This is a genomic window from Pseudomonas sp. GW821-FHT09E04, assembly GCF_059416185.1.
This window is the reverse complement of sequence record NZ_JBWKOR010000001.1, coordinates 158,177-178,629: the sequence shown is the minus strand read 5'-3', so window position 1 is coordinate 178,629 and position 20,453 is coordinate 158,177. Positions and strand designations below refer to the sequence as shown.

At 61.4% G+C, this 20,453-nt stretch carries 22 protein-coding genes and 2 pseudogenes; 16 read left to right on the top strand and 8 right to left on the bottom strand.

Going from position 1 to position 20,453, the window contains the following annotated elements:
- Positions 1-61 precede the first annotated feature (61 nt).
- From AC07N4_RS00955 to AC07N4_RS00935, 5 genes are all read left to right on the top strand, one after another.
- Positions 62-754, top strand: coding sequence for a response regulator transcription factor (locus AC07N4_RS00955; RefSeq protein WP_273537175.1), 693 nt, complete (start codon positions 62-64; stop codon positions 752-754).
- Complete coding sequence (locus AC07N4_RS00950) at positions 732-2,111, top strand: sensor histidine kinase (protein ID WP_493064717.1); 1,380 nt, start codon at positions 732-734, stop codon at positions 2,109-2,111. Before AC07N4_RS00955 ends, AC07N4_RS00950 begins: the two co-directional genes overlap by 23 nt.
- Before the next feature lie 237 nt (positions 2,112-2,348).
- Positions 2,349-3,098 (top strand): DJ-1/PfpI family protein, encoded by a 750-nt coding sequence (locus AC07N4_RS00945; RefSeq protein WP_493064716.1) that lies wholly within the window; start codon positions 2,349-2,351, stop codon positions 3,096-3,098.
- 103 nt (positions 3,099-3,201) lie between these two features.
- Positions 3,202-5,382, top strand: coding sequence for a multicopper oxidase family protein (locus AC07N4_RS00940; RefSeq protein WP_493064715.1), 2,181 nt, complete (start codon positions 3,202-3,204; stop codon positions 5,380-5,382).
- A 43-nt stretch (positions 5,383-5,425) separates the two neighbouring features.
- The gene (locus AC07N4_RS00935) at positions 5,426-6,961 is read left to right on the top strand and encodes a tyrosinase family protein (protein WP_102622287.1); all 1,536 of its coding nucleotides are present in this window, start codon (positions 5,426-5,428) and stop codon (positions 6,959-6,961) included.
- Between the two features lie 69 nt (positions 6,962-7,030).
- On the opposite strand, the gene AC07N4_RS00930 is transcribed toward AC07N4_RS00935, so the two are convergent.
- On the bottom strand, positions 7,031-7,951 hold the full coding sequence (locus AC07N4_RS00930; protein WP_493064714.1) for a LysR family transcriptional regulator: 921 nt from the start codon (positions 7,949-7,951) through the stop codon (positions 7,031-7,033).
- Positions 7,952-8,017: 66 nt separating this feature from the next.
- Between AC07N4_RS00930 and AC07N4_RS00925 the strand changes: the two genes are divergently transcribed.
- Together AC07N4_RS00925 and AC07N4_RS00920 are read left to right on the top strand one after the other, a co-directional pair.
- Positions 8,018-8,635 carry a LysE family translocator gene (locus tag AC07N4_RS00925; RefSeq protein ID WP_493064713.1) on the top strand — a complete coding sequence of 206 codons (618 nt, stop codon included), beginning with the start codon at positions 8,018-8,020 and terminating at the stop codon, positions 8,633-8,635.
- Between the two features lie 127 nt (positions 8,636-8,762).
- Positions 8,763-9,182, top strand: a complete 420-nt coding sequence (locus AC07N4_RS00920) for an organic hydroperoxide resistance protein (RefSeq protein ID WP_102622284.1) — start codon at positions 8,763-8,765, stop codon at positions 9,180-9,182.
- Positions 9,183-9,274: 92 nt separating this feature from the next.
- On the opposite strand, the gene AC07N4_RS00915 is transcribed toward AC07N4_RS00920, so the two are convergent.
- Positions 9,275-9,733, bottom strand: coding sequence for a GNAT family N-acetyltransferase (locus AC07N4_RS00915; RefSeq protein WP_493064712.1), 459 nt, complete (start codon positions 9,731-9,733; stop codon positions 9,275-9,277).
- Between the two features lie 220 nt (positions 9,734-9,953).
- Between AC07N4_RS00915 and AC07N4_RS00910 the strand changes: the two genes are divergently transcribed.
- Positions 9,954-10,115 carry a hypothetical protein gene (locus tag AC07N4_RS00910; RefSeq protein ID WP_173861392.1) on the top strand — a complete coding sequence of 54 codons (162 nt, stop codon included), beginning with the start codon at positions 9,954-9,956 and terminating at the stop codon, positions 10,113-10,115.
- Between the two features lie 113 nt (positions 10,116-10,228).
- On the opposite strand, the gene AC07N4_RS00905 is transcribed toward AC07N4_RS00910, so the two are convergent.
- A complete protein-coding gene (locus AC07N4_RS00905; protein ID WP_102622282.1) occupies positions 10,229-10,654 on the bottom strand; it encodes a cupin domain-containing protein in 426 nt (141 codons plus the stop codon).
- Between the two features lie 132 nt (positions 10,655-10,786).
- Complete coding sequence (locus AC07N4_RS00900; protein ID WP_493064711.1) at positions 10,787-11,674, bottom strand: transcriptional regulator GcvA; 888 nt, start codon at positions 11,672-11,674, stop codon at positions 10,787-10,789.
- Between the two features lie 108 nt (positions 11,675-11,782).
- Here AC07N4_RS00900 and gstA point away from each other — a divergent pair, with 108 nt between their 5' ends.
- The gene (gene gstA, locus AC07N4_RS00895) at positions 11,783-12,394 is read left to right on the top strand and encodes a glutathione transferase GstA (protein ID WP_102622280.1); all 612 of its coding nucleotides are present in this window, start codon (positions 11,783-11,785) and stop codon (positions 12,392-12,394) included.
- A 24-nt stretch (positions 12,395-12,418) separates the two neighbouring features.
- Here the strand turns inward: gstA and AC07N4_RS00890 are convergent, their stop codons facing one another.
- Positions 12,419-13,105 (bottom strand): alpha/beta hydrolase, encoded by a 687-nt coding sequence (locus AC07N4_RS00890; RefSeq protein ID WP_102622279.1) that lies wholly within the window; start codon positions 13,103-13,105, stop codon positions 12,419-12,421.
- Between the two features lie 176 nt (positions 13,106-13,281).
- Between AC07N4_RS00890 and AC07N4_RS00885 the strand changes: the two genes are divergently transcribed.
- Positions 13,282-13,878 (top strand): paraquat-inducible protein A, encoded by a 597-nt coding sequence (locus AC07N4_RS00885; RefSeq protein WP_102622278.1) that lies wholly within the window; start codon positions 13,282-13,284, stop codon positions 13,876-13,878.
- Positions 13,875-14,537, top strand: a complete 663-nt coding sequence (locus AC07N4_RS00880; protein ID WP_102622277.1) for a paraquat-inducible protein A — start codon at positions 13,875-13,877, stop codon at positions 14,535-14,537. Before AC07N4_RS00885 ends, AC07N4_RS00880 begins: the two co-directional genes overlap by 4 nt.
- Before the next feature lie 10 nt (positions 14,538-14,547).
- Here the strand turns inward: AC07N4_RS00880 and AC07N4_RS00875 are convergent, their stop codons facing one another.
- Positions 14,548-15,297 carry an SDR family NAD(P)-dependent oxidoreductase gene (locus AC07N4_RS00875; protein ID WP_493064710.1) on the bottom strand — a complete coding sequence of 250 codons (750 nt, stop codon included), beginning with the start codon at positions 15,295-15,297 and terminating at the stop codon, positions 14,548-14,550.
- A gap of 164 nt (positions 15,298-15,461) precedes the next feature.
- Between AC07N4_RS00875 and AC07N4_RS00870 the strand changes: the two genes are divergently transcribed.
- The 5 genes from AC07N4_RS00870 to phnE all read left to right on the top strand — a co-directional run bounded on the left by AC07N4_RS00870 (position 15,462) and on the right by phnE (position 19,692).
- Positions 15,462-16,358, top strand: a complete 897-nt coding sequence (locus AC07N4_RS00870; RefSeq protein ID WP_493064709.1) for a LysR family transcriptional regulator — start codon at positions 15,462-15,464, stop codon at positions 16,356-16,358.
- Between the two features lie 100 nt (positions 16,359-16,458).
- Complete coding sequence (locus tag AC07N4_RS00865) at positions 16,459-17,313, top strand: putative selenate ABC transporter substrate-binding protein (protein WP_102622274.1); 855 nt, start codon at positions 16,459-16,461, stop codon at positions 17,311-17,313.
- Entirely contained in the window at positions 17,310-18,107 is a 798-nt protein-coding gene (locus AC07N4_RS00860) for a phosphonate ABC transporter ATP-binding protein (RefSeq protein ID WP_493064708.1), read from the top strand. Before AC07N4_RS00865 ends, AC07N4_RS00860 begins: the two co-directional genes overlap by 4 nt.
- Positions 18,101-18,928: a PhnE/PtxC family ABC transporter permease gene (locus AC07N4_RS00855; RefSeq protein ID WP_493064707.1), complete on the top strand. Its 828-nt coding sequence runs from the start codon at positions 18,101-18,103 to the stop codon at positions 18,926-18,928. The genes AC07N4_RS00860 and AC07N4_RS00855 overlap by 7 nt, the downstream gene beginning before the upstream one ends.
- Positions 18,925-19,692 carry a phosphonate ABC transporter, permease protein PhnE gene (gene phnE, locus AC07N4_RS00850; protein ID WP_493064706.1) on the top strand — a complete coding sequence of 256 codons (768 nt, stop codon included), beginning with the start codon at positions 18,925-18,927 and terminating at the stop codon, positions 19,690-19,692. Before AC07N4_RS00855 ends, phnE begins: the two co-directional genes overlap by 4 nt.
- Positions 19,693-19,767: 75 nt before the next feature.
- Here phnE and AC07N4_RS00845 read toward each other — a convergent pair.
- Positions 19,768-20,097: pseudogene (locus AC07N4_RS00845) on the bottom strand (DUF4158 domain-containing protein); the annotation flags it as partial.
- A 3-nt stretch (positions 20,098-20,100) separates the two neighbouring features.
- Positions 20,101-20,340, bottom strand: a pseudogene (locus tag AC07N4_RS00840) (helix-turn-helix domain-containing protein); the annotation flags it as partial.
- Positions 20,341-20,453 lie beyond the last annotated feature (113 nt).

Sequence of the window (20,453 nt, the reverse complement as noted above, 5' to 3'; positions counted from 1 at the left end):
CGACCGCAGGCTTTGCCACACTATGCCATCTCTGCCTGATGATGTGAGTGGTTCAAAAGCCATGACCCATGTTCTGGTCGTCGAGGACGACTTGCCCACCCGCCGCGAAATCGAAGCGGCCCTCACCGACCACGGTTTCACCGTGAGCAGCGTCGACAATGGCCGCGAAGGGCTGCTCAAAGCTCTTGGCGAGCCTTTTGACCTGATCGTTCTGGACCGCATGTTGCCCGGCGGTCTCGACGGTCTGGGCGTACTCACCGCGTTGCGCGCCGCCAGCGTGAACACGCCGGTGCTGATTCTCAGCGCCCTGAGTGCTCTGGACGAACGGGTTCGCGGCTTGCGTGCGGGCGGCGACGACTACCTGACCAAACCGTTCGAGTTCATCGAATTGACCGCCCGCCTGGACGCCTTGAACCGGCGCCGCGCCGAGCCGGTTGCCCAAATTCAGGAAACCCGTTTGCGAGTCGGCAGTCTGGAAGTCGATTTGCTGAGCCGGACCGTCCGACGCGGCGAGCGCACCATCGATCTGGTGCCCCGGGAATACGCGCTGCTCGAACACCTGGTACGCAATGCCGATCAGGTGGTGACCCGCACCATGCTCTTTGAAGCGGTGTGGAATTACAGCTACGACGAGCGCACCAACGTCATCGAAGTGCACATGAGCCGATTGCGCCGCAAGGTCGACGGTGACGGCGAACCGCCGATGATCCATACCATTCGTGGAGCCGGGTATGTTCTCCGTTCACCTGAGTGAAATCCCGCGCACCATCAGCTTTCGCACGGCGCTGCTTTTTCTCGGGCTGTTCGGCTGTTCGTTTCTGGCGTTGTTCGGTTACGTCTACTGGCAAACCGCGTTCTACCTGAAAACCGAAGCGGACACCGCCCTCTATCGACAGGTGGAAAACCGCAGCGCCCAGCCGCCGGAACTGCAATTGCAGGAAATCCGTAAACACGCGCTGCAGGACGTCGAAGCGCGCCTGCCCCACAGTCTGTTCGACGCCGACGGTAAATTCATTGCCGGCGTGATCAAGCAACTGCCGCCCTTCTCCGCCTATGACAAACCGCAGGAATTTCGCTGGCTCAAGTCCAACGGACATCATCGGCCGGTTCGGTTCATCGTTCATAAACTGGCCGACGGCAAGACCCTGCTGGTCGCCCAGGACGTCCACGACATTCGCGAGTTCGACGAGTTGCTGATCAACGCGCTGATCTCCGGCGGCCTGCTGCTGTTGCTGGTCGGGTTGCTCGGCGCCGTGGTGCTGGGTTATTCGGCGCATCGCCGGCTGGATAAAGTCAGCCGCTCGATCAAAGGCATCATCGAGGGCGACCTGACCGGGCGTTTGCCGGTTCAGGGCAACAACGACGACATCGACCGGCTCGCCTCGGTGGTGAACGGCATGCTCGATGAGCTGGAACGACTGATGAGTGAGGTCAAAGGCGTGTGCGACGACATCGCCCACGACCTGCGCACCCCGCTGACCCGCTTGATCGCCGGCCTTGAACGCACCCAACGCCGGGGCCTGGATGAAGCGCAATACGCCGCCAGCATCGATGCGGCGCTGACGGAAGCCAAGGCCTTGCTGCTGACCTTCAAAGCTCTGCTGCGGATTTCGGAAATCGAAAACAGCGCCCGGCGCAGTCACTTCGCCCCGCTGGACCTGAACCTGATCAGCGCCGATGCCGCCGAGCTGTATGAGCCGTTGGCCGAAGAGCGCGGCATCAGCCTGACCATCGAAAACAGTCAGGCCCCCGCGATCATGGCCGGTGACGCACAACTGCTGTTCGACGCCTTGTGCAACCTGCTCGACAACGCCATCAAGTTCTCGCCCGACCACAGCCAGGTGCGCCTGAGCGTGATCGCCGATCAGGACAGCGTCGGGATTCGCGTCACCGACAACGGACCCGGCATTCCCCCGGCCGAGCGTGAAGCGGTGTTGCGCCGGTTGTACCGCGCGGAATCCAGCCGCCACACCCCGGGCAACGGGTTGGGATTGAGCATGGTGTCGGCGGTTGCGCGCCTGCATGACATGCGGGTGACGGTGAACGATGCGGCGCCGGGCTGTCGGATTGACTTGCTGGGCAAGGCAACGCCGGTTATCGACCGGCCTTGAAAAACGGGCGCCCGTGGATGCCGCCAGCAGCGCCTGATACCACTCGGCAGATGCCCTGGAAAACGCCTTGCATGCAGAATAACGCCGACTATGCTCCCAACAGCTGTCCTACTGGCCATTGGCCTTAAGCGGCTGAACCTCCGGTTTTGCTGTCCGGGCCTCGCAACGCTGATTAGCAAGACGCTATGCACCTGACGACGCCATTGCGGTCGCCGCGGTGTTCCCCAGGAGGGAGTCATGCCTGCACCAGGACAGTACCTGATCGCAATCGCGGTCTACGATGGCGTGGATCTGCTCGACGTCAGTGTTCCTTACGAGCTGTTCAACTGGATGGCTCAGATCGAGTCTTCGCAGAACCCTTCCACCCCCACCCGCGTCGTGCGGCTGATCTCCCTTCATGGGCCTTCCATCACCACCCGGGACGGCATGACCATCGGTGGAAATCTGCCGACTTTCGATCAACATTCAGAACACATCAGCCTGCTGTGGATCCCTGGCGGTGACCCCGGCGCCTTGCAGCAACTGATGAAAGATTCACACCGTATGACTTGGCTGTTGCAGCAGGGCCAGGCCGCGCAATTTGCCGCATCCGTCTGCGAGGGCGCCTTGCTCGCGGCCGCCGCCGGTTTGCTGGACGGTTACAACGCCACGACTCATTGGGCCTTCATCGCCTGCCTGAAACTCTTCACGCGTATCAACGTAGTGGAAGGCTATCCGCGTTACATCGTCGACGGGCAACGCATTACCGGTGGCGGCATCTCGTCAGGCCTGGACGAGGCCTTGAAAATCATCGCCCTGATCGCCGGGGAGATCGTTGCCCGGACGGTGCAGTTGAGCATTCAGTACAACCCCGATCCACCCTTCGACAGCGGCGATCCCTCCGTCGCCAGACCGCCGGTCTACACACCCGGCACCGCGCGCACCTGTGAATTCGATGGCATGGCAACGACCATCGCCGAAGTGCTCAAGCGCACAGGCCCCTCCTGACAGCGAGCGTGCAGCAATACTTCTCAAGTTGTTCAGTTGATCAAAGGACACGCGGCCATCGAGGCTGTCGCAGACACTCGCGCAACGACGCAGGGAGCACAACATGGCTTCGCTTCAAAGGGTTCTGGCCGGATTGATGATGTGTACAGCCTCCCACGCAGCGCTCGCCGACCTGTCGGCGCAGCCTTTCCTGTCACCGCCCAGGCTTCTTGAAAAGGGCCGGCCCGGCACACTGAAAGCCACCGGACTGGCCGTTGCGCAAACGGGTTGCAATCCGGCGGGCGATATCACCCGCGACGGGCAAACCGTGGAACTCAACCTGCAAGTGCAGAAACGCGAAAACTACATGTACAACCCGGGCAATCCCGATGGCGCCAAGGACAAAGTGATGCTGCGTTCGTATGGCGGCTGCCTGTCGGGGCCGCTCATCGACGTAAGGCCCGGCAACACCCTGCGGGTGCATCTGGACAATCAACTGGATAAAAACGACCCCAGCTGTCCGGGGGGACAGGACCCGGCGAACGGTGACCCCGGCTGCTTCAACACGATCAACCTGCACTATCACGGGATGCACGTTTCGCCAGCGGGCAACAGTGACAACGTGCTATTGAACATCGCGCCGCAAACAAAATTCGAATACGAGATCAACATCCCCACCGATCACCCATCCGGCACCTTCTGGTATCACGCGCACCGGCATGGTTCCACCGCGCTGCAGGTCGCCAGCGGCGCGGCCGGCGCCTTGATTGTGCGCGGCGACCGCCCTTACACCGGCGACAAACCGGGCGACATCGACACCATCCTCAAGGACGCAACCGGGAAGCCGTTTACCGAACAGGTTTTTCTGTTCCAGCAGATTCCCTACGCCTGTTTCAACGACGATGGCACCATCATCACGCAAAAGGATCACACCTGGACGTGCCCCAGCGGCAAGACTGGTGTGGTGGAGAATTTCGACAAGCAGCTCGCTTCGGCCACGGTCTGGGACGAGAGCGGTCGATTCACCAGCATCAACGGCGTGGTGCAACCGACACTGCAAGGCATCTCTGCGGGCGAGATCCAACGCTGGCGCTTTATTCACGGCGGCATCCACGACACCGTGAACCTGCAGATCGTGCCCATGAACACGGCCAGTCCCAAAGCGAGTCTCGCCCTCAAGGGCGTACTCGGCGGCACGCCAAAGGAACAGGAAGCGATCATCGCCGACCTATGCCCGGTGACGGTACCCGCCCCCAGCAAGCCGGTCGAGCTTGTCCCGCAATTCGAAATTGCCGCCGACGGAATCACGCGCACGGCGATCCGCCCCATAGGCGTGAACAAGAAAAGCATCAGTGGCGGCATCGGCAGCAACTTTCTGCAACCCGGCTATCGCAGTGACGTGCTGCTGATGTTCCCCCGTGACGGCACCTACTGCGTGCTGAACCAGGCGGCAACACCCGCAGAACGCGCCAACGCCGGGCCTCATGGTGGACCCGGCGGCCAGGGACCGAACGAAACCCAATTGCTGGCGACGGTCATCGTCACTGGTGGAAAAGTCGTCACCGACGACCCGCAGCGTTATATCCAGCAAGCGCTCTACGACGGCAACAAATCAGACTCATCGCTGCCGGCCGAGGCCCTGCAGGGACTGCTGGACGGCAACCTGAAGCCGTGGCGCGGGATGGACGACCTCAAGGATGCTGTGGTCAACGACGACATTCAGAAGGTCGACTTCTTCATCGGCAATCCGCCATTCCCGCCCTCACCTCCTGCGACCCCACCGTCGAAACCGGGAGAACCATGGACGGGTGCGTTCGGTTTTTTCATCAACTACAAATCCTATGACCCGGACCGGGTCGACTTCACCCGCCAGGTCAACACCACCGATGACTGGGTGCTGACCTCCCAGGGCGAACCCCACATCTTTCACATTCACGTCAACCCGTTCCAGGTGATGGATGTGCTGTACGCCAAGCCCGGCGAGAAGCCCAAAAGCATCTACGGCCCCAATGGCGAATGCCTGGTGCCGGCTGACGAACTGGGACTGCAAAACCAGTACTGCGGAATGTGGCATGAATTCAAAGACACCCTTTTCGTGCAGAACGACTATCAGGTGCTGGTGCGCACTCACTACGACCGCTACATCGGTGAGTTCGTCATCCACTGCCACATCCTCGATCACGAAGACGGCGGCATGATGACCAACATCCGGATCGTCCCGGACCTCAATGCCGCCGGCGGCGGCATCGGCATGGCCGGCATGAAGCACGCAGCGAATCAACCGTCGGACACCCATCAGCACTGATGGTTAACCCCATTGCACGAAAATTCACGACAAGGAGTCGGGCATGAAAACTACATCGACCTCAACGTCTGTCACCAACCCCACCTGGTACGGACAGATCCGCGACATGTTCACCACCCAGGACCAGCAGCACATGGCCGCGCAAGGCCTGGACCTTGCCAGCTACGAGGCCGTGGTGAATCACGCCGGCGACATCTATCAACAAGTGGCGGTGGGGAACATGCCACCAGGGCGACCCTGGTCCCCTGACTGGGTGAGCACCTTCCTCAACTGGATGAATAACGGCTATCCGAAAGGCGTCCCTGTCACCAGCGCCAACGAAGTGGAGTTCGATGCTCGATTGCTGTCCATTGCGGCGGCCCCGGCCGGCAGGATCCGCAAGGACATCACCACGCTGTCCAGCACTGAACTCAACCTGCTCAAAAAGGCGTTTTCCGGCATCGTAGCCAAGGCCCCGAGTGACCCGAACAGCTATTTCGTCCAGGCCGGCTACCACTGGTTTCCGGCCCCCAATACTTACTGCATGCACCATGTCCCGGGCTACAACCCGTGGCACCGGGCGTATCTGGTCAGTTTCGAAAATGCCCTGAGATCGGTCCCCGGCTGCGAGAGTGTGACGCTGCCCTACTGGGATATCACCACGCCCTTCCCCGACGTGCTCAAAAGCGCGCCCTTCGATACGTACGTGCTGCCACAAGCGGTCAGCCCGGATTACCCCGAAGGCTATAGCACTTCACGTTTTGACTACGACACGATTGCCCAGAACCTGCTGAACAACGGTGTGGCCGACGACGTGAACCGCGCCATGAGCAAGACCGACTGGGAAGACTTCCACGGCTACTGGTCAGACGCCAATTACAACACCATTATCGCGGCCCATGACGGGGGCCATAATTCCATCGGTTCGACCATGGGCGCCCAGGAGGTCGCGGCGTTCGACCCGGTGTTCTGGTTCTTCCACTGCAACTGGGACAGGTTGTTCTGGGAATGGCAGAAAAAGATGCTGGCCACCGACCTGCATGGCTTGCTGACCACCATCAACCAGGACAGCGACCCCTTGAGTTATCAGATCTTCAATGAAGCGGCGCTCCAGTCCCTGAACCCGTTCACCAGCAACCCACCCGAGTTGAACACGCTGGCGATCATCGACTCGGTCGCCCGACTCGACGTTGACTACGGCCCTTCCGCGACAGCCTCGAACGTCGACTTTCTGCCCAAGACCCAGCGCACACTCGCCGCCAACAAACATTTCACGGTCCAGACCAGTCGGGTCAACGTGCGGGTCAGCGGTATCAATCGCCTGAAGATTCCCGGCAGCTTCTCGGTGCACTTGCAGAAAGACGGCAAGACCATCGCAACCCGATCACTGTTTCAGCCGGTGGCGGTTCAAACCTGCGCCAACTGCGTGGCCAACGCCATGAGCCACTTCGACTTCGAGCTGCCGCTGGCCGAGGTATCGGGCGGCAAACTGAGTGTCTGGGTGGAACCGGTGAACAAGAGTTTCGTCGGCGACCGCTTCCCGCAGAAGTTGATGGGTAACCCGGTTATCGATGTGCATCTATTGCTGCAAACGGATTAGCGCTGCTGCTGGACCCTGGCGCCGGAGCCTACGTGATAAGGGCCGGCGCCGACGTTGGGCAGACATCACCTAACAACCCACCGCCCGCAACCATTCAAGCAAATCCGTTTCCAGGCTGCCCGGCTTGGGAGGTGTGGGCGACAGCAAGCAATAATGCGAGCCGTCTTCAACAAACCCTGATGGCGCGACCAGTACGCCGCTCTGGATATCGTCGCGAACCAGGTGCCACGGCCCCATGGCCACACCCAGGCCGGCGACCGCCGCCTGAATGCTGAAATAAAAGTGCTCGAAGGACTGCATCTGCGTCGCCGGAACCGGCTGCCCTGTTGCGGCAGCCCATTCCTGCCAGGCGGTGGGTCGGCTGGTCGTTTGCAGCAGAGGGGCCGTGGCGCGCAGGCATGTCCCCCGTTCATCGAACCACTGACCGACTTTATCCGGCCGACATACCGGCCCGACCTTCTCGGCAAACAGCCTCTCGGCGTGGTAACCGGACGGACGGGGAAAATCGTCTCGCCGAATGGCCAGGTCTATCCCCTGCTCAAAGGAAAAGAGCCCACCGCCGGCCACCAGATGAATGTCCGGGCCACGATGTTGTGCCTGGAACTCACTCCAGCGCGGGATGAGCCACCGCATCAACAGCGTTGGCTCGCAGGACAGGACCAGCCGCCGCGCACGGCGTGCCTCGCTGCGTATCTCGCGGACGGCATGGTTCATCACCCCAAGCCCTTCACTCACTGCTTTCAGCAGTCGTCTTCCAGCGTCCGTCAGGAAAACCCTGCGCTTGCGCCGCTCGAACAGGTCAACGCCCAGGTCCTCTTCAAGCAGGCGCACGGCCCGGCTGATGGCGCCGGGCGTCAGATGCAGTTCATCAGCCGCACGGGCGAAACTTTCAAACCGGCCAGCAGATTCGAAGCAACGCAGCGCCAGCAGAGAAGGCATTCGCGATTCGGATTTAAGTGATTCAAAATCACCATCTACTTCAGAAATCATCGTTAGTTCCAGCGCACGACATCTGTAAACATGGCTTTCTATCACCAACCACCGCAAGGTTCCACCATGAGCGAATGGATAGCCGTAATCACCATCACACTGCTGGCGTGCATCAGCCCCGGGCCGGATTTCGCCATGGTCTCTCGCAACGGCTTGCTGCTGTCTCGACGCGCAGGCGTTCTCACTGCGATGGGCATTGGTCTGGGGGTGCTGGTTCACGTCGGCTATACGCTGCTTGGCCTCGGATGGGTGTTTCAGCAAACGCCCTGGTTGTTCAATGCGCTGAAGCTGGCCGGGGCTGGGTATCTCGTCTATCTGGGCATCAAAATGCTTCGCTCAAGGCCCGATGTTCAGCCGCAGAATGCGCCGCCACCTGCCCTGTCGGATCTGGCCGCGCTGCGTACGGGGTTTCTCACAAACGCGCTGAACCCCAAAACCTCGATTTTCATCGTGAGCCTGTTCATGGGTGTCGTCCGGCCGGACACGGGTCTGGCGGTGCAACTGGCCTATGGACTGTTCATCGCCGGGGCGCATGTGGTGTGGTTCAGTCTGGTTGCGCTGTGCTTTTCGGCCGGAAGAGTGCGCGAGAAGCTGATGGCGGCACGGCTGTGGATTGACCGGGCCTTTGGCGGCCTGCTCGTGAGCTTCGGGATACTGCTGAGCCTCTCTCAACGCTCAGGATGATCCGGCCGCTACACAGCGATACATAACCCCCCGCTGCAGGACACATCCCGGGTACATGCCGATGCAAAAGTGTGGGCCATCGGAACCTTCGTTTCCGACTCCATCACTCACTCAGGCAGGCATTCCCATGATCAATCAAATCGACACAGTGCTGTACACCGGCAAGACCCGCACCACCGGCGGACGCGATGGCGCCTCGCGCAGTTCGGACGGCAACCTGGATATCAAACTGTCGCCACCCGGCTCCGCTGGCAGCGGCACCAACCCGGAGCAATTGCTGGCGGCCGGTTGGTCAGCCTGCTTCATCGGCGCCATGGGCAAGGCCGCTGCCGCATTGAAAATCAAACTGCCGGCCGATGTAGCAGTGGAAACCGAAATCGATCTGGGCAAGACCGGTGATGCATTCTTCCTTCAGGCACGCCTGAATGTCAGCCTGCCGGGGCTGGAAACTTCGGTCGCCCAGACACTGGTGGAAGCGGCGCACCAGACCTGCCCGTACTCCAAGGCCACTCGCGGCAATATCGACGTGACCCTGCGCCTGATCTGAAACAGGTTCACGCCGGTTTCATCCTCAAAAGCCCGAAGCATTGCTTCGGGCGTTTTTTTACATCACTCGTGTGCGGCATACCGGCGTGACAGTCAGCGAGAACCGGCAAGGGTCTTGCGCATGAAAACCCGGGCAAATCCGTCCTCGGTGGCGCGATGGGTTTCCACAAAACCGAGCTTTTCATAGATGGCGATGTTCTCGGTCATCCGCTCATGGGTGTACAGCCGCACCGCTTCGCAGCCGGCACTCAACGCATGCTCTTCACAGAACGACATCAGCACTTTGCCCAGGCCTTTGCCCTTGTGCCGAGGCGACACCGCGACGTTGATCAGCAGCAGTTCGTTGCCTTCCTGGCTCATCACCAGCACACCGAGGATTTCATCGTTGTCGGTCAGCACGAACGTATCGGTTTCGCGCAGCACTTGTTCGTAGTCATCGAGCATGGGCGCAGGCTTGCGACCGATTCGCGGGATGTAAGGGCTGTAGGCCTCATCGACCAGCGCGGCGATGGGCGCGGCGTCTTCGGATTGAGCACGGCGAAGGGTCTGCAAGGGATGCCTCTTCAGTGACGATGAATAAGACGTTCAGCATGCGATGGATGGCGTTCGTTGCCAACGCCGGGCCTTTGAATTTCTGACAACTCCGGAGCCGATCCCAAGCCTTGCCGTAGCACAATCGAAGCGCTCGAGGATGAACATACGTTCACCAAAAACATCGCCGGATGCGTCTAGTCTGCGGGTTCCAACATAGTGACTACAGGAGTAACCCACCATGTTCTCGCACGAAAGCGTCCCGCTGATCATCCTCTTCATCATCCTGCTGCTTGGCGTGCTGACCGCCGTTCTTCATCCGGTACATGCGTTTTTCAGCTGGCTTCAGAGGCGCAGGCAAAGAGCATCGGCCGGGAATGTGAAAGAGGTGGATGTACGCTGAAGTTCTTTTAATTTGAATGGGGCGGCAATATCGGCTTGATCATCTGCCTGCCTTGAATCCACCAACAACAAAAAGGCCTGCCACTGTGGCAGGCCTTTTCAGTTTCCCGGACGTTATTGCTTGAGGATCAGCAACGGCTCGCCCTTCTTGACGATATAAGTCGCCAGTTCCGAACCCTTTTCGTTGCCGACGTTCTTCGCGATGTGCGCCACGCCCTCCGGGATGAACAGCGAGTCTCCCGCCTTGAGTGTCACCGGTGCCCGGCCTTCCAGCTGATATTCGAAGGTGCCGCTGATCACATAGGCGACTTCAACGCCCGGATGCGCATGCCGAGGCGAAGTGATGCCCGGCTCGAAATCGACCCGCGCCTGAATCACTTCACGATCCGCTGCGCCCAAATCCTGGCGGACGAGATCCGTGCGGCTCAGGCCTTGTTGCCAGCTCTTCGCGGGGGCGGCGGTTTGGGTGTCAGCCGCGTGCGCGAGGCCGGTCATTGAAACGAGTACGGCTGCAGCGGTCATCAGAAGTGTGCGGCGCATGGTGTTGCCCTCTCGGAAATAGTGATGTGTCGACAGTCACTCTGAGCAAGGCATGTACACGGGATGTGTCCTGATATCGGCGTAAGTTACCCCAGTGTGTACGGCGACGGGATTGATACACGCGCATACAACTCAAAGCACCTGCGACAGCCACTGCCTGAACGCGACGATTTTTTTCGAATCGGCGTTTTCATGGGACGTGACGAAGTAGAAACCGGAATCGGAATTCAGCCGCAGATCAAACGGCGCCACCAGCCTTCCGGCCCGCAAGTCGTCCTCGACGTAGGTCGAGCGGCCGATACAGACGCCCTGCCCGTCAATCGCGGCCTGCACCGCCATCATCGCCAGGTCGAAGGTCATGCGCGGGCCTTTGGCCGGGAGCATTGGCTGGCCTGCCGCGTGCAGCCAGTCGCGCCAGTCATTGGCGGTCAGGCCGCTGACTTGCAACAAAGGGTGATTGATCAGGTCCGCTGGCGCCTTCAAAGCGTTTTCGCCGGTCAACAGTCGCGGGCTGCACACCGGGAAGATCTCGTCGGACATCAACCAGTCGGCCCGCAAACCCGGCCATTCGCCGGTGCCATAGCGGATCGCCGCATCGATGCCGCCCTTGCGAAAATCCACCAGTTCGGTGGACGCGCTGATCCGCACATCGATCTCGGGATGCGCCTCGCGAAATGACGGCAGGCGTGGCAGCAACCATTTGGACGCTACCGAAACCAGGGTACTGATCGTCAGGACGCTGTGGTTATTCGACTCCAGTAACCGTTCGGTGGAGTACCGCAGCTCCAGAAACGCCGAACGAATCCCGGGAAAGTACGCATTGCCCTCATCGGTCAACGCCAACCCATCTTTCAAGCGCATGAACAGCCGCACACCCAGCTCATCTTCGAGGCGACGGATCTGATGGCTGATCGCGGTTTGCGTGACGTTCAGCTCTTCGGCGGCGCGGGTGAAACTCAAATGGCGAGCCGCACATTCGAAGGCGCGCAATCCGTTGAGTGACGGTAGTCGGGGGAGCATAGGGTTTCTTCAGTCCATGAGATTTTGTCATACGCTAGCACCACAGATGTCCTTTGCGAAGCGGCGCAGCGGTAGTGGATTCTGGGCCTTCATCTGAAAGGAGATCCCATGAAACTGTACTTCGCGCCCATGACCTGTTCGCTGTCCCCGCACATCGTGCTGCGTGAACTGGACTTGCCGTTCGAACTGATCCGGGTCAACAACCAGACCAAGCGCACTGCCGACGGCCGGGACTTTCGCGAGATCAATCCGAAGGGCTACGTGGCGGCGCTGATGTTGGAAAACGGTGAAGTGTTGACCGAAGGCCCGGCGATTCTTCAATACCTCGCGGACCGGGTGCCGGGGCATTCGCTGGCCCCGGCCAATGGCACCTGGGAGCGCTCGCGCCTGCAGGAATACCTGAACTTCATCAGTTCGGAAATTCATGGGGGCAGCGCGCCGTTGTTCAGCAGCGAAATCCCGGAATCCACCAAAACGATCTTCAAACACAAACTGTTCAAACGTCTGGATTACCTGAACCGCATCCTCGCGACCCAGCCCTTTCTGATGCAGGTGTTCGGCGTGGCGGATGCCTATCTGTTCACGGTGTTGAAGTGGCTGCCGACATTCAGTATCGCCATTGAAGACTGGCCAGCGCTGGCGAACTACATGACACGTATCGCCGAACGGCCCAGCGTGCGGGCGGCCATCGCGGAAGAAGATGCCACGCAACCGGTTTGAAAACGGCCGGTTGCGTGGTCGTTGTCAGGCCTTGGCGGCCTCGTCGATCAGCGCCGCCACTTCAGCAGCGTGAGAGGCCAGCGAGGCATGACTGGCGTCGAGGGTGATGACTTTCTTCGCGTTGAGCCGGGCGGACATGCGTTTCTGGTTGTCCGGGTGAATCATGTGGTCCTGACTGGAAATCTGATACCAGGACGGTTTGTGCTTCCACGCCGGATCACTGATGACATCGCCGAAGGTGCTGGCCAGCGGCGCTTTCTGCGTCACGGCCATCACCAGCGTCTCATCCGCCGGCAGGTCCTGGCAGAAGCTTTCATGGAATTTGTCGGCCTTGAGCCAGAGGAAACCGTCGCTGTCCGGCGCCAGATTCGGCGCGGCGGCAGGCAGATGTTCCTGGGTGATGCCGCCGGGGCTTTCGCCTTGATCCGGAGCGAACGCGGCGATGTATACCAGCCCGACCACATTCGGTTGATTGCCGGCCTGAGTGATCACCGCCCCACCATACGAGTGCCCGACCAACAGCACCGGCCCGTTCACCTGGGCGATCATTTTGCGGGTGCGCTCGGCGTCGTCGGCCAATGAGGTCAGTGGCATTTCCACGGCCTGAATTGCGCTGTAGCCCTTGCGTGTCAATTCAACAATGACTTTGCCCCAGTGCGCGGCACCGCCCCAGAATCCGTGCACCAGCACAATCGTCGGTTTTTCACTCATGGCGTTTCTCCTGCGGATGATGAAGGTCGATTTACCAATGGCGCACAGGAGTATGGAACGGTTCCGGTGACGTGTCTGCCGGCCAGACCAAAGGTGCGTTTCCAGATGTGAAAGTTGTCGAATGCCTCAACGCGCCTATATTGAAGGGGTTCACGCCCTCCTCCCAACGAGCGCCCATGGCCAGCACCGATCGACTGATCATCTGCGAGCATTGCGACTGCGTGTACAAACACGCCACGCTCGCCAAACATCAGAAAACCCTCTGTTCGCGCTGCGGCGGCGTGCTCCAGCGCTATAGCGGCCTGACCGTGGAACAACGACTGGCCTTGAGTTTCACGGCGGCGATGCTGTGGTTGTTCGCCAATTTCTACCCGGTGATGAGCATCAGCATGCAGGGCCTGAAAAACAGCGCGACCCTGTGGGATTCGGTGTTGGCGCTGAGTCAGGGGCCGATCACCTTCATGGCAATGGTCGCGGCGATCTCGATCATCATCGCCCCGGCCTTTCAGCTGGTTCTGTTGATCTGGGTACTGAGCTTCGCCCTCGCCTCGCGCCGTTGCCCGGCCTTCAAGGTGTGCATGCGCTGGCTGGAAACGCTACGGCCCTGGAGCATGCTCGAAGTGTGTCTGCTCGGCGCCATGGTCGCGGTGTTCAAACTGGCGGGCATGCTCGACGTGATTCCCGGCATCGGCCTGTTTGCGCTGGCCGTGCTCAGCCTGTTGCTGATCCGCATCGCCGGGCGCGACGTGCGTGAACTGTGGGACATCCTATGAAGCGACCACCGACTGCCAGCGAACTCAACCTCTGCCTCTGCCACAGCTGCGGACTGGCCTGCGACATGACCGGCGAGCCCCACCAATGCCCGCGCTGCGACGCCCCGCTGCACCGGCGCAAGACCAACTCGCTGGCCCGCACCTGGGCCTACATGTTCGCCGCCCTGGCGTTTTACGTGCCGGCGAATCTGCTGCCGGTGATGAACACCACGCTGCTCGGCAACGGCGCCGACAGCACCATCATGAGCGGCGTTCTGGAGTTCTGGGAGCACGGTGCATGGGACATTGCCCTGATCATCTTCATCGCCAGCATCGCGGTGCCGGGGGTGAAATTCGTCGCGCTGACGCTGCTGCTGGTGACCGTGCAACGGGACAGTCACTGGGCGCGACGGGAGCGCTCGAAGCTGTACCGATTCGTCGAATTGATCGGCTACTGGTCGATGCTCGACGTGCTGGTGGTTGCGCTGGTGGCGGCGCTGGTGAAATTCCAGGCCCTGGGGGACATTGAGCCACGACCGGGGATTCTGTTCTTTGGCCTTGTGGTCGTGTTCACGATGTTGTCGGCGATGAGTTTCGACCCGCGTCTGATCTGGGATAACGCGCCGGCCGAAGAAACGGACGAGCCCCGGCACTCGACTGAACAAGTGCCGGGGCATTGACCGACACAGATCAGATCTGCGCGGTGCCACCGTCAACGAACAACTCGATGCCGTTGACGAAACTGCTGTCATCCGAGGCCAGGAACAACGCAGCCTTGGCGATTTCGCTCGGCTCACCCAGACGCCCGATCGGCACGATAGACGCCAGTTGATCGAACAGCCCTTGCGTATGTTCCGCCGGCACCAGCCCCGCCAGACCTGGCGTACGCACCGGGCCGGGGCTGATCGCGTTGACGCGGATACGACGAGGTTTCAGATCCAGCAACCACGACCGGGCGAAGTTGCGCACCGCCGCTTTGCTCGCGCTGTAGACACTGAAGTTTTCCGTGCCCTGCACCGAAGTGGTCGATGAGGTCAGCAGGATCGATGCGCCATCGCGCAACAGCGGCAACGCCTTCTGCACCGTGAACAGCGTGCCCTTCACGTTGGCGCCGAAAATCCGGTCGAAGTGCTCTTCGGTGATCGAACCCAGCGGCAGCATGTCCCCGCCACCGGCATTGGCGAACACGATGTCGAGGTGCCCGGCCTTCTCGGCGATTTCGCGGTAGATGCGATCCAGATCTTCCAGACTCGCCACATCGCCCTGAATGCCGATGGCCCGTGGGCCGATGGCGGCGACCGCTTTGTCCAGCTCCGCCTGACGCCGGCCGGTGATAAATACGGTGGCGCCCTGGGCGACGAATTCCTGCGCCGAGGCCAGGCCGATGCCGGTGGTGCCGCCAGTGATCAGTGCGATTTTGCCTTCAAGTCTGTTGCTCATGATGTGTCTCCAATAACCGTTTCAAGGAAGGTGACGGGTCGTAGGTGAGCCGTTGAAAGCGACTTTAGGCCGATGGATTGAATTGAAAAATCCGCCAAATCGGTTTTGTTTGTGCACATACATGCACAATACTCAGCCCTGCCTTCCCCTCCGAGCCCGAGCCGATGAATCAGTTAATGGCGATCCGCACCTTTGCCCGCGTCGTGGAAAGCGGTTCATTCACCAAAGCCGCCGACTCGCTGAACCTGCCGAAAACCACCGTCAGCAAACTGATTGGCCAACTGGAAAGCCACCTCGGCGTGCGCCTGCTGCAACGCACCACCCGCCGCCTCACCGTCACGGCCGATGGCGCTTCCTACTACCAATTGACCCAACAATTGCTGCATCAACTGGACGACATCGATCAGGGTTTCAGCCAGGCCCAGGCGTTACCGCGCGGCAAGATCCGCGTGGACATCGGCGGCTCGACCGCGACGATGCTGGTGATTCCCGAACTGCCGAAGTTCTTCGAGCGCTACCCGGATATTCAGATTGATCTGGGCGTCAGCGACCGCCCGGTGGACATGATCAGCGAACGTGTCGACTGCGTGATTCGCGGCGGCGCGCTGACCGAGCAAACCCTGGCCGTGCGCCGCCTCGGCGAAGTCTCATGGAGCACCTGCGCCACGCCCGAATACCTGCAACGCCACGGCACGCCGACCCACCCGCAGGAGCTGGCCAACCACCAGATGATCACCTACCGCTCGGCCTCCACCGGGCGCATCCTGCCGTCGAACTTCCAGCGCAACGGCGAACGTCATCAGATCGAAGGCAAAGGCCTGGTCAGCGTCAACGAAAGCAATGCGCACCTGGCGGCCGGGCTGGCGGGACTGGGGATCATCCACACCTTCAGCTACACGGTCAGGGCCGCCATCGAGCGCGGCGAACTGGTGTCGATCCTCACGGACTGGCGCCCGCCGGCGTACCCGTTTCATTTGCTGTATCCGCCGAACCGGCATTTGAGCAATCGGGTGCGGGTGTTTATCGATTGGCTGGTGGAGTGTTTTGCTCAGGTCGACTGAGCCCTCGCAATCGCGCCGTTTCGTCTAACCTGACTTTGCACCCGATGACGAATGTCATCGCCCGCGCATCGATCCAGACGACCACGAAACGGAGAACTCCATGCTCAAGCGAACCCTGGCACTGACCGCTGGTTTGGCCCTGTCCCTGTCCGCCGTGCTGGCGCACGCCGCGGATGTGTTGAAGGTCAGCGCAATTCCCGACGAAGCCCCGACCGAGCTGCTGCGCAAGTTCGAGCCGCTGGGGGCTTATCTGGAGCAGAAACTGGGCATGAAAGTCGAGTTTGTGCCGGTGGCCGACTACCCGGCGGTGGTCGAAGCATTGGCCACCAACCGCCTCGACATGGCGTGGCTCGGCGGTTTCACCTTCGTCCAGGCACAGCTGAAAAGTGATCCCAAGGTCATCCCATTGGTCCAGCGCGAGCAAGATGCGCAGTTCACCAGCAAATTCATCACCGCCGACCCGAACGTCAAAAGCCTCGCCGACCTGAAAGGCAAAACCTTCGCGTTCGGTTCGGTGTCGTCCACGTCCGGCAGCCTGATGCCGCGCTATTTCATGCTCAAGGACGGCATCAAACCGGAAAGCTATTTCAGCCGCGTCGGCTACTCCGGCGCCCACGACGCCACCGTCGCCTGGGTACAGGCCGGCAAGGTCGACGCCGGTGTACTGAACGCCAGCGTCTGGCAGAAACTGGTGGACGCCGGCAAGGTCGACACCAACAAGGTCAAGGTCTTCGCCACCACCCCGACCTACTTCGATTACAACTGGACCGTGCGCGGCACCCTCGACCCGGCGCTCGCGGCGAAGATCAAACAGGCCTTCCTCGACCTCGACCCGGCCAACCCCGAGCAGAAGAAAATCCTCGACCTGCAAGCCGCCAGCCGCTTCATCGCCACCAGCCCGGACAACTACAAAGGGATCGAGGAAGCCGCCCGCGCCGCCGAATTGCTGAAATGACATTGCGCCTCCAGCAGGGCTTTCTGCGCCACACCCATGGCGTCGAAGCCCTGCGCGGCGTGGATTTAGAGATCGAGGCCGGCGAACAGGTGGCGATCATCGGCCCGTCCGGCGCCGGCAAATCGAGTCTGTTGAACCTGCTGGCCACCGCCATTCGGCCCAGCAGCGGTGAGATCGAAGTGCTGGGCGAGCGCGCCTGGCACTTGTCCGCCCGCCAACGGCAACGCCTGCGCGCACGCATCGGCCTGATCCATCAGGCGCCACCCCTGCCGCCCCGGCAACGGGTGGTGACGGCGGTGCTGGCCGGCAAGCTCGGGCAATGGAGCCTGGGCAAAAGCCTGATCAACCTGCTGCATCCGCTCGACGTGCCCGGCGCCCGCGCCGCATTGGCACGACTGGATCTGGCGGACAAACTCTTCAGCCAATGCCAGCAACTGTCCGGCGGGCAATTGCAGCGCGTCGGCATTGCCCGTGTTTTGTATCAGGCACCGGAGGTGTTGCTGGCCGACGAACCGGTTTCGGCCATGGACCCGGTGCTGGCCGGGCACACGCTGACGATCCTGTCGCGCCATGCCCGGGAGCACAATGTCACGCTGGTCGCGAGCCTGCACGCGGTGGAACTGGCCCTGGCGCACTTCCCGCGCATCATCGGTTTGCGCGAGGGGCAAATCCTCTTTGATTGCCCGTCCGCGCAGGTCAGCCGCGAGATGCTCGACACCCTCTACGCCAACGAACAACTGCAATCCCCGGCGCCGACCGTGCCGCCGCTGGTTGTGCAGATTCCCCGATGCTGAGCGCCGACACCCGCGACCCCGCCGCGCTGCCACGGCTGCTGCTGACCGTGCTGGCGATTGCCTTGCTGTGGCCGGGGATTCAGCTCAGCGAGCTGGATGTGGGGGTGCTGTTGCGCGCCGACAATCAGAACGAAATCGGCCGGTTTGTCTCGACGTTCTGGCCTCCGGAACATGATCGGGAGTTTCTTCAACTACTGCTCAAAGCCACCCTGCAAACCCTGGCCATCGCCACCGCCGGCATGGCCATGGCCCTGTTGCTGGCGGTGCCGGCCAGCCTGCTCGCCAGCCGCGCCTTGTCGTTGTCCGCCGCCTCACGCAGCGGTCGCCCGAGCCTGTTGGGCCGACTGCTGCGCTGGCCGGTGCGCGGGCTGCTGATCTTCCTGCGCAGCGTGCCGGAAATCGTCTGGGCGCTGCTGTTCGTGCGCGCCGTCGGTCTCGGCCCGGCAGCGGGCGTGCTGGCCATCGCGATCACCTACAGCGGCATGCTCGGCAAGGTCTACGCCGAAATCTTCGAATCCACCGACCAACGCCCGGCCCACGCCTTGCTCCAGGCCGGCAGCGGACGCCTGGCCAGTTTCGCCTACGGCGTACTGCCCAACGTCGCGGCAGAACTGCTCTCCTACACCGTCTACCGCTGGGAATGCGCCATTCGCGCCTCGGTCGTGATGGGCTTCGTCGGCGCCGGCGGCCTCGGCCAACAGATCGACCTGTCGATCCGCATGTTCGCCGGCGGCGAAGTCGCCAGCATGCTCCTGACCTTCCTCCTGCTCGTCCTCAGCGCCGACCAACTCAGCCGCCTGCTGCGCTGGAGGCTGGCATGAAACGCCTGATCAACCCGCTGCTGATCCTCGCCATCGTCGCCGCCGTCATTGCGTCATTCACCTACCTTGGCCTCGACCTCGAAGAACTCGGCAGCGCCACCAGCCTTAAACAAATGGGCTCGTACGTGGGCCGCTTTCTCAGCCCCGACCTCAGCCCCGGTTACCTGAGCGCCATCCTTCGCGGTTCGATGGAAACACTCGCCATGTCCGCCCTCGGCACCCTCCTCGCTGCCGTGCTGGGACTGCTATTGGCGCTCCCCGCCGCTGGCCGCTTTGGCTGGTTTTTTCAGAGTGCCGCGCGCCTGCTGCTCAATGCACTGCGCGCCATTCCCGAACTGGTTTGGGCTGCGTTGATGGTGCTTGCGGCTGGGCTGGGGCCGAATGCCGGGACACTTGCGCTCGCCCTGCACACCACGGGCGTGTTGGGGCGGTTGTTTGCGGAGGCGCTGGAAAACACACCGCCGGAACCGGCCGAGGCGATTCGGTTGCAAGGGGGGAATCCGGTTTTGGCTTTCTGCTACGGCACGCTGCCGAACCTGGCGCCGCAGTTGCTGGCGTATTGTTTGTATCGGTGGGAGAACAATATTCGGATGGCCAGCGTGCTGGGGTTTGTCGGGGCTGGGGGGTTGGGGCAGATGTTGTATGTGAGCTTGAGTTTGTTTCAGGAGGCGCAGGCGGGGACGGTGATTTTGGCTATGTTGGGGTTGGTGTTTGCGGTCGACTTTTTGAGTGCTTGGAGTCGGGGGCGGTGGGTTAAGGCGTAAGTTGGATAGTAAAACCGAGTAAACGCAGGAGTTCGTCAAGGTCCGCTTTCGGCCAGAAGCGGACATTCGTGACGTGTAGGTGCGCAGTTCCTGGGCGTGCTCTCGGCGGGTCACGTCGCGCTCGCCGTACTTCGCCCAGCTCGTCGGCTCGGCCTGGACCTGCTTGGCCACCCACTGGATCACCGATTCAGGGAGGTCCCTGTCGGTGCCCAGCGCATAGCCGGGGTAGCGCAGCAGGCAAAGATGCACCGCAAAGCCCAGGCGGTTGGCATCGCCACGCCGCTGGCGGATCAGCGACAGATCGGAGTCGTTGAAGGTGTAATAACGAATCAGGTCATCCTGACTCTCCGGCAGCGCAAGCAGGGTGTCCCGCTCCGTTGCCGAGAGGATCGAGCGACGCGGCATGGATCAGTCATCCGTGCGGAGGTACTGGTAGAGTATTTCCCGGCTGATGTTGAGCTCGCGGGCCAGTTGTGCCTTGGGCTCACCGGCCGCCGCGCTGCGCCGCAGGGTAACAGCCTGCTCTCCGGACAGGGCTTTCTTGCGGCCTCGGTAGGCACCGCGTTGTTTGGCCAGGGCGATGCCCTCGCGTTGCCGTTCACGGATCAGGGCGCGCTCGAACTCGGCGAAGGCACCCATCACCGGTAGTCGCCGGCGCCGTTGCGTGTGGCGATGCAAGTGCTGGTGCATAGCTGACGCCGTTTCACCAGTCCATCGGGTAATGCTCGATCCTGCAAGGGTGGCTGTTGCCGTCGCCTTTG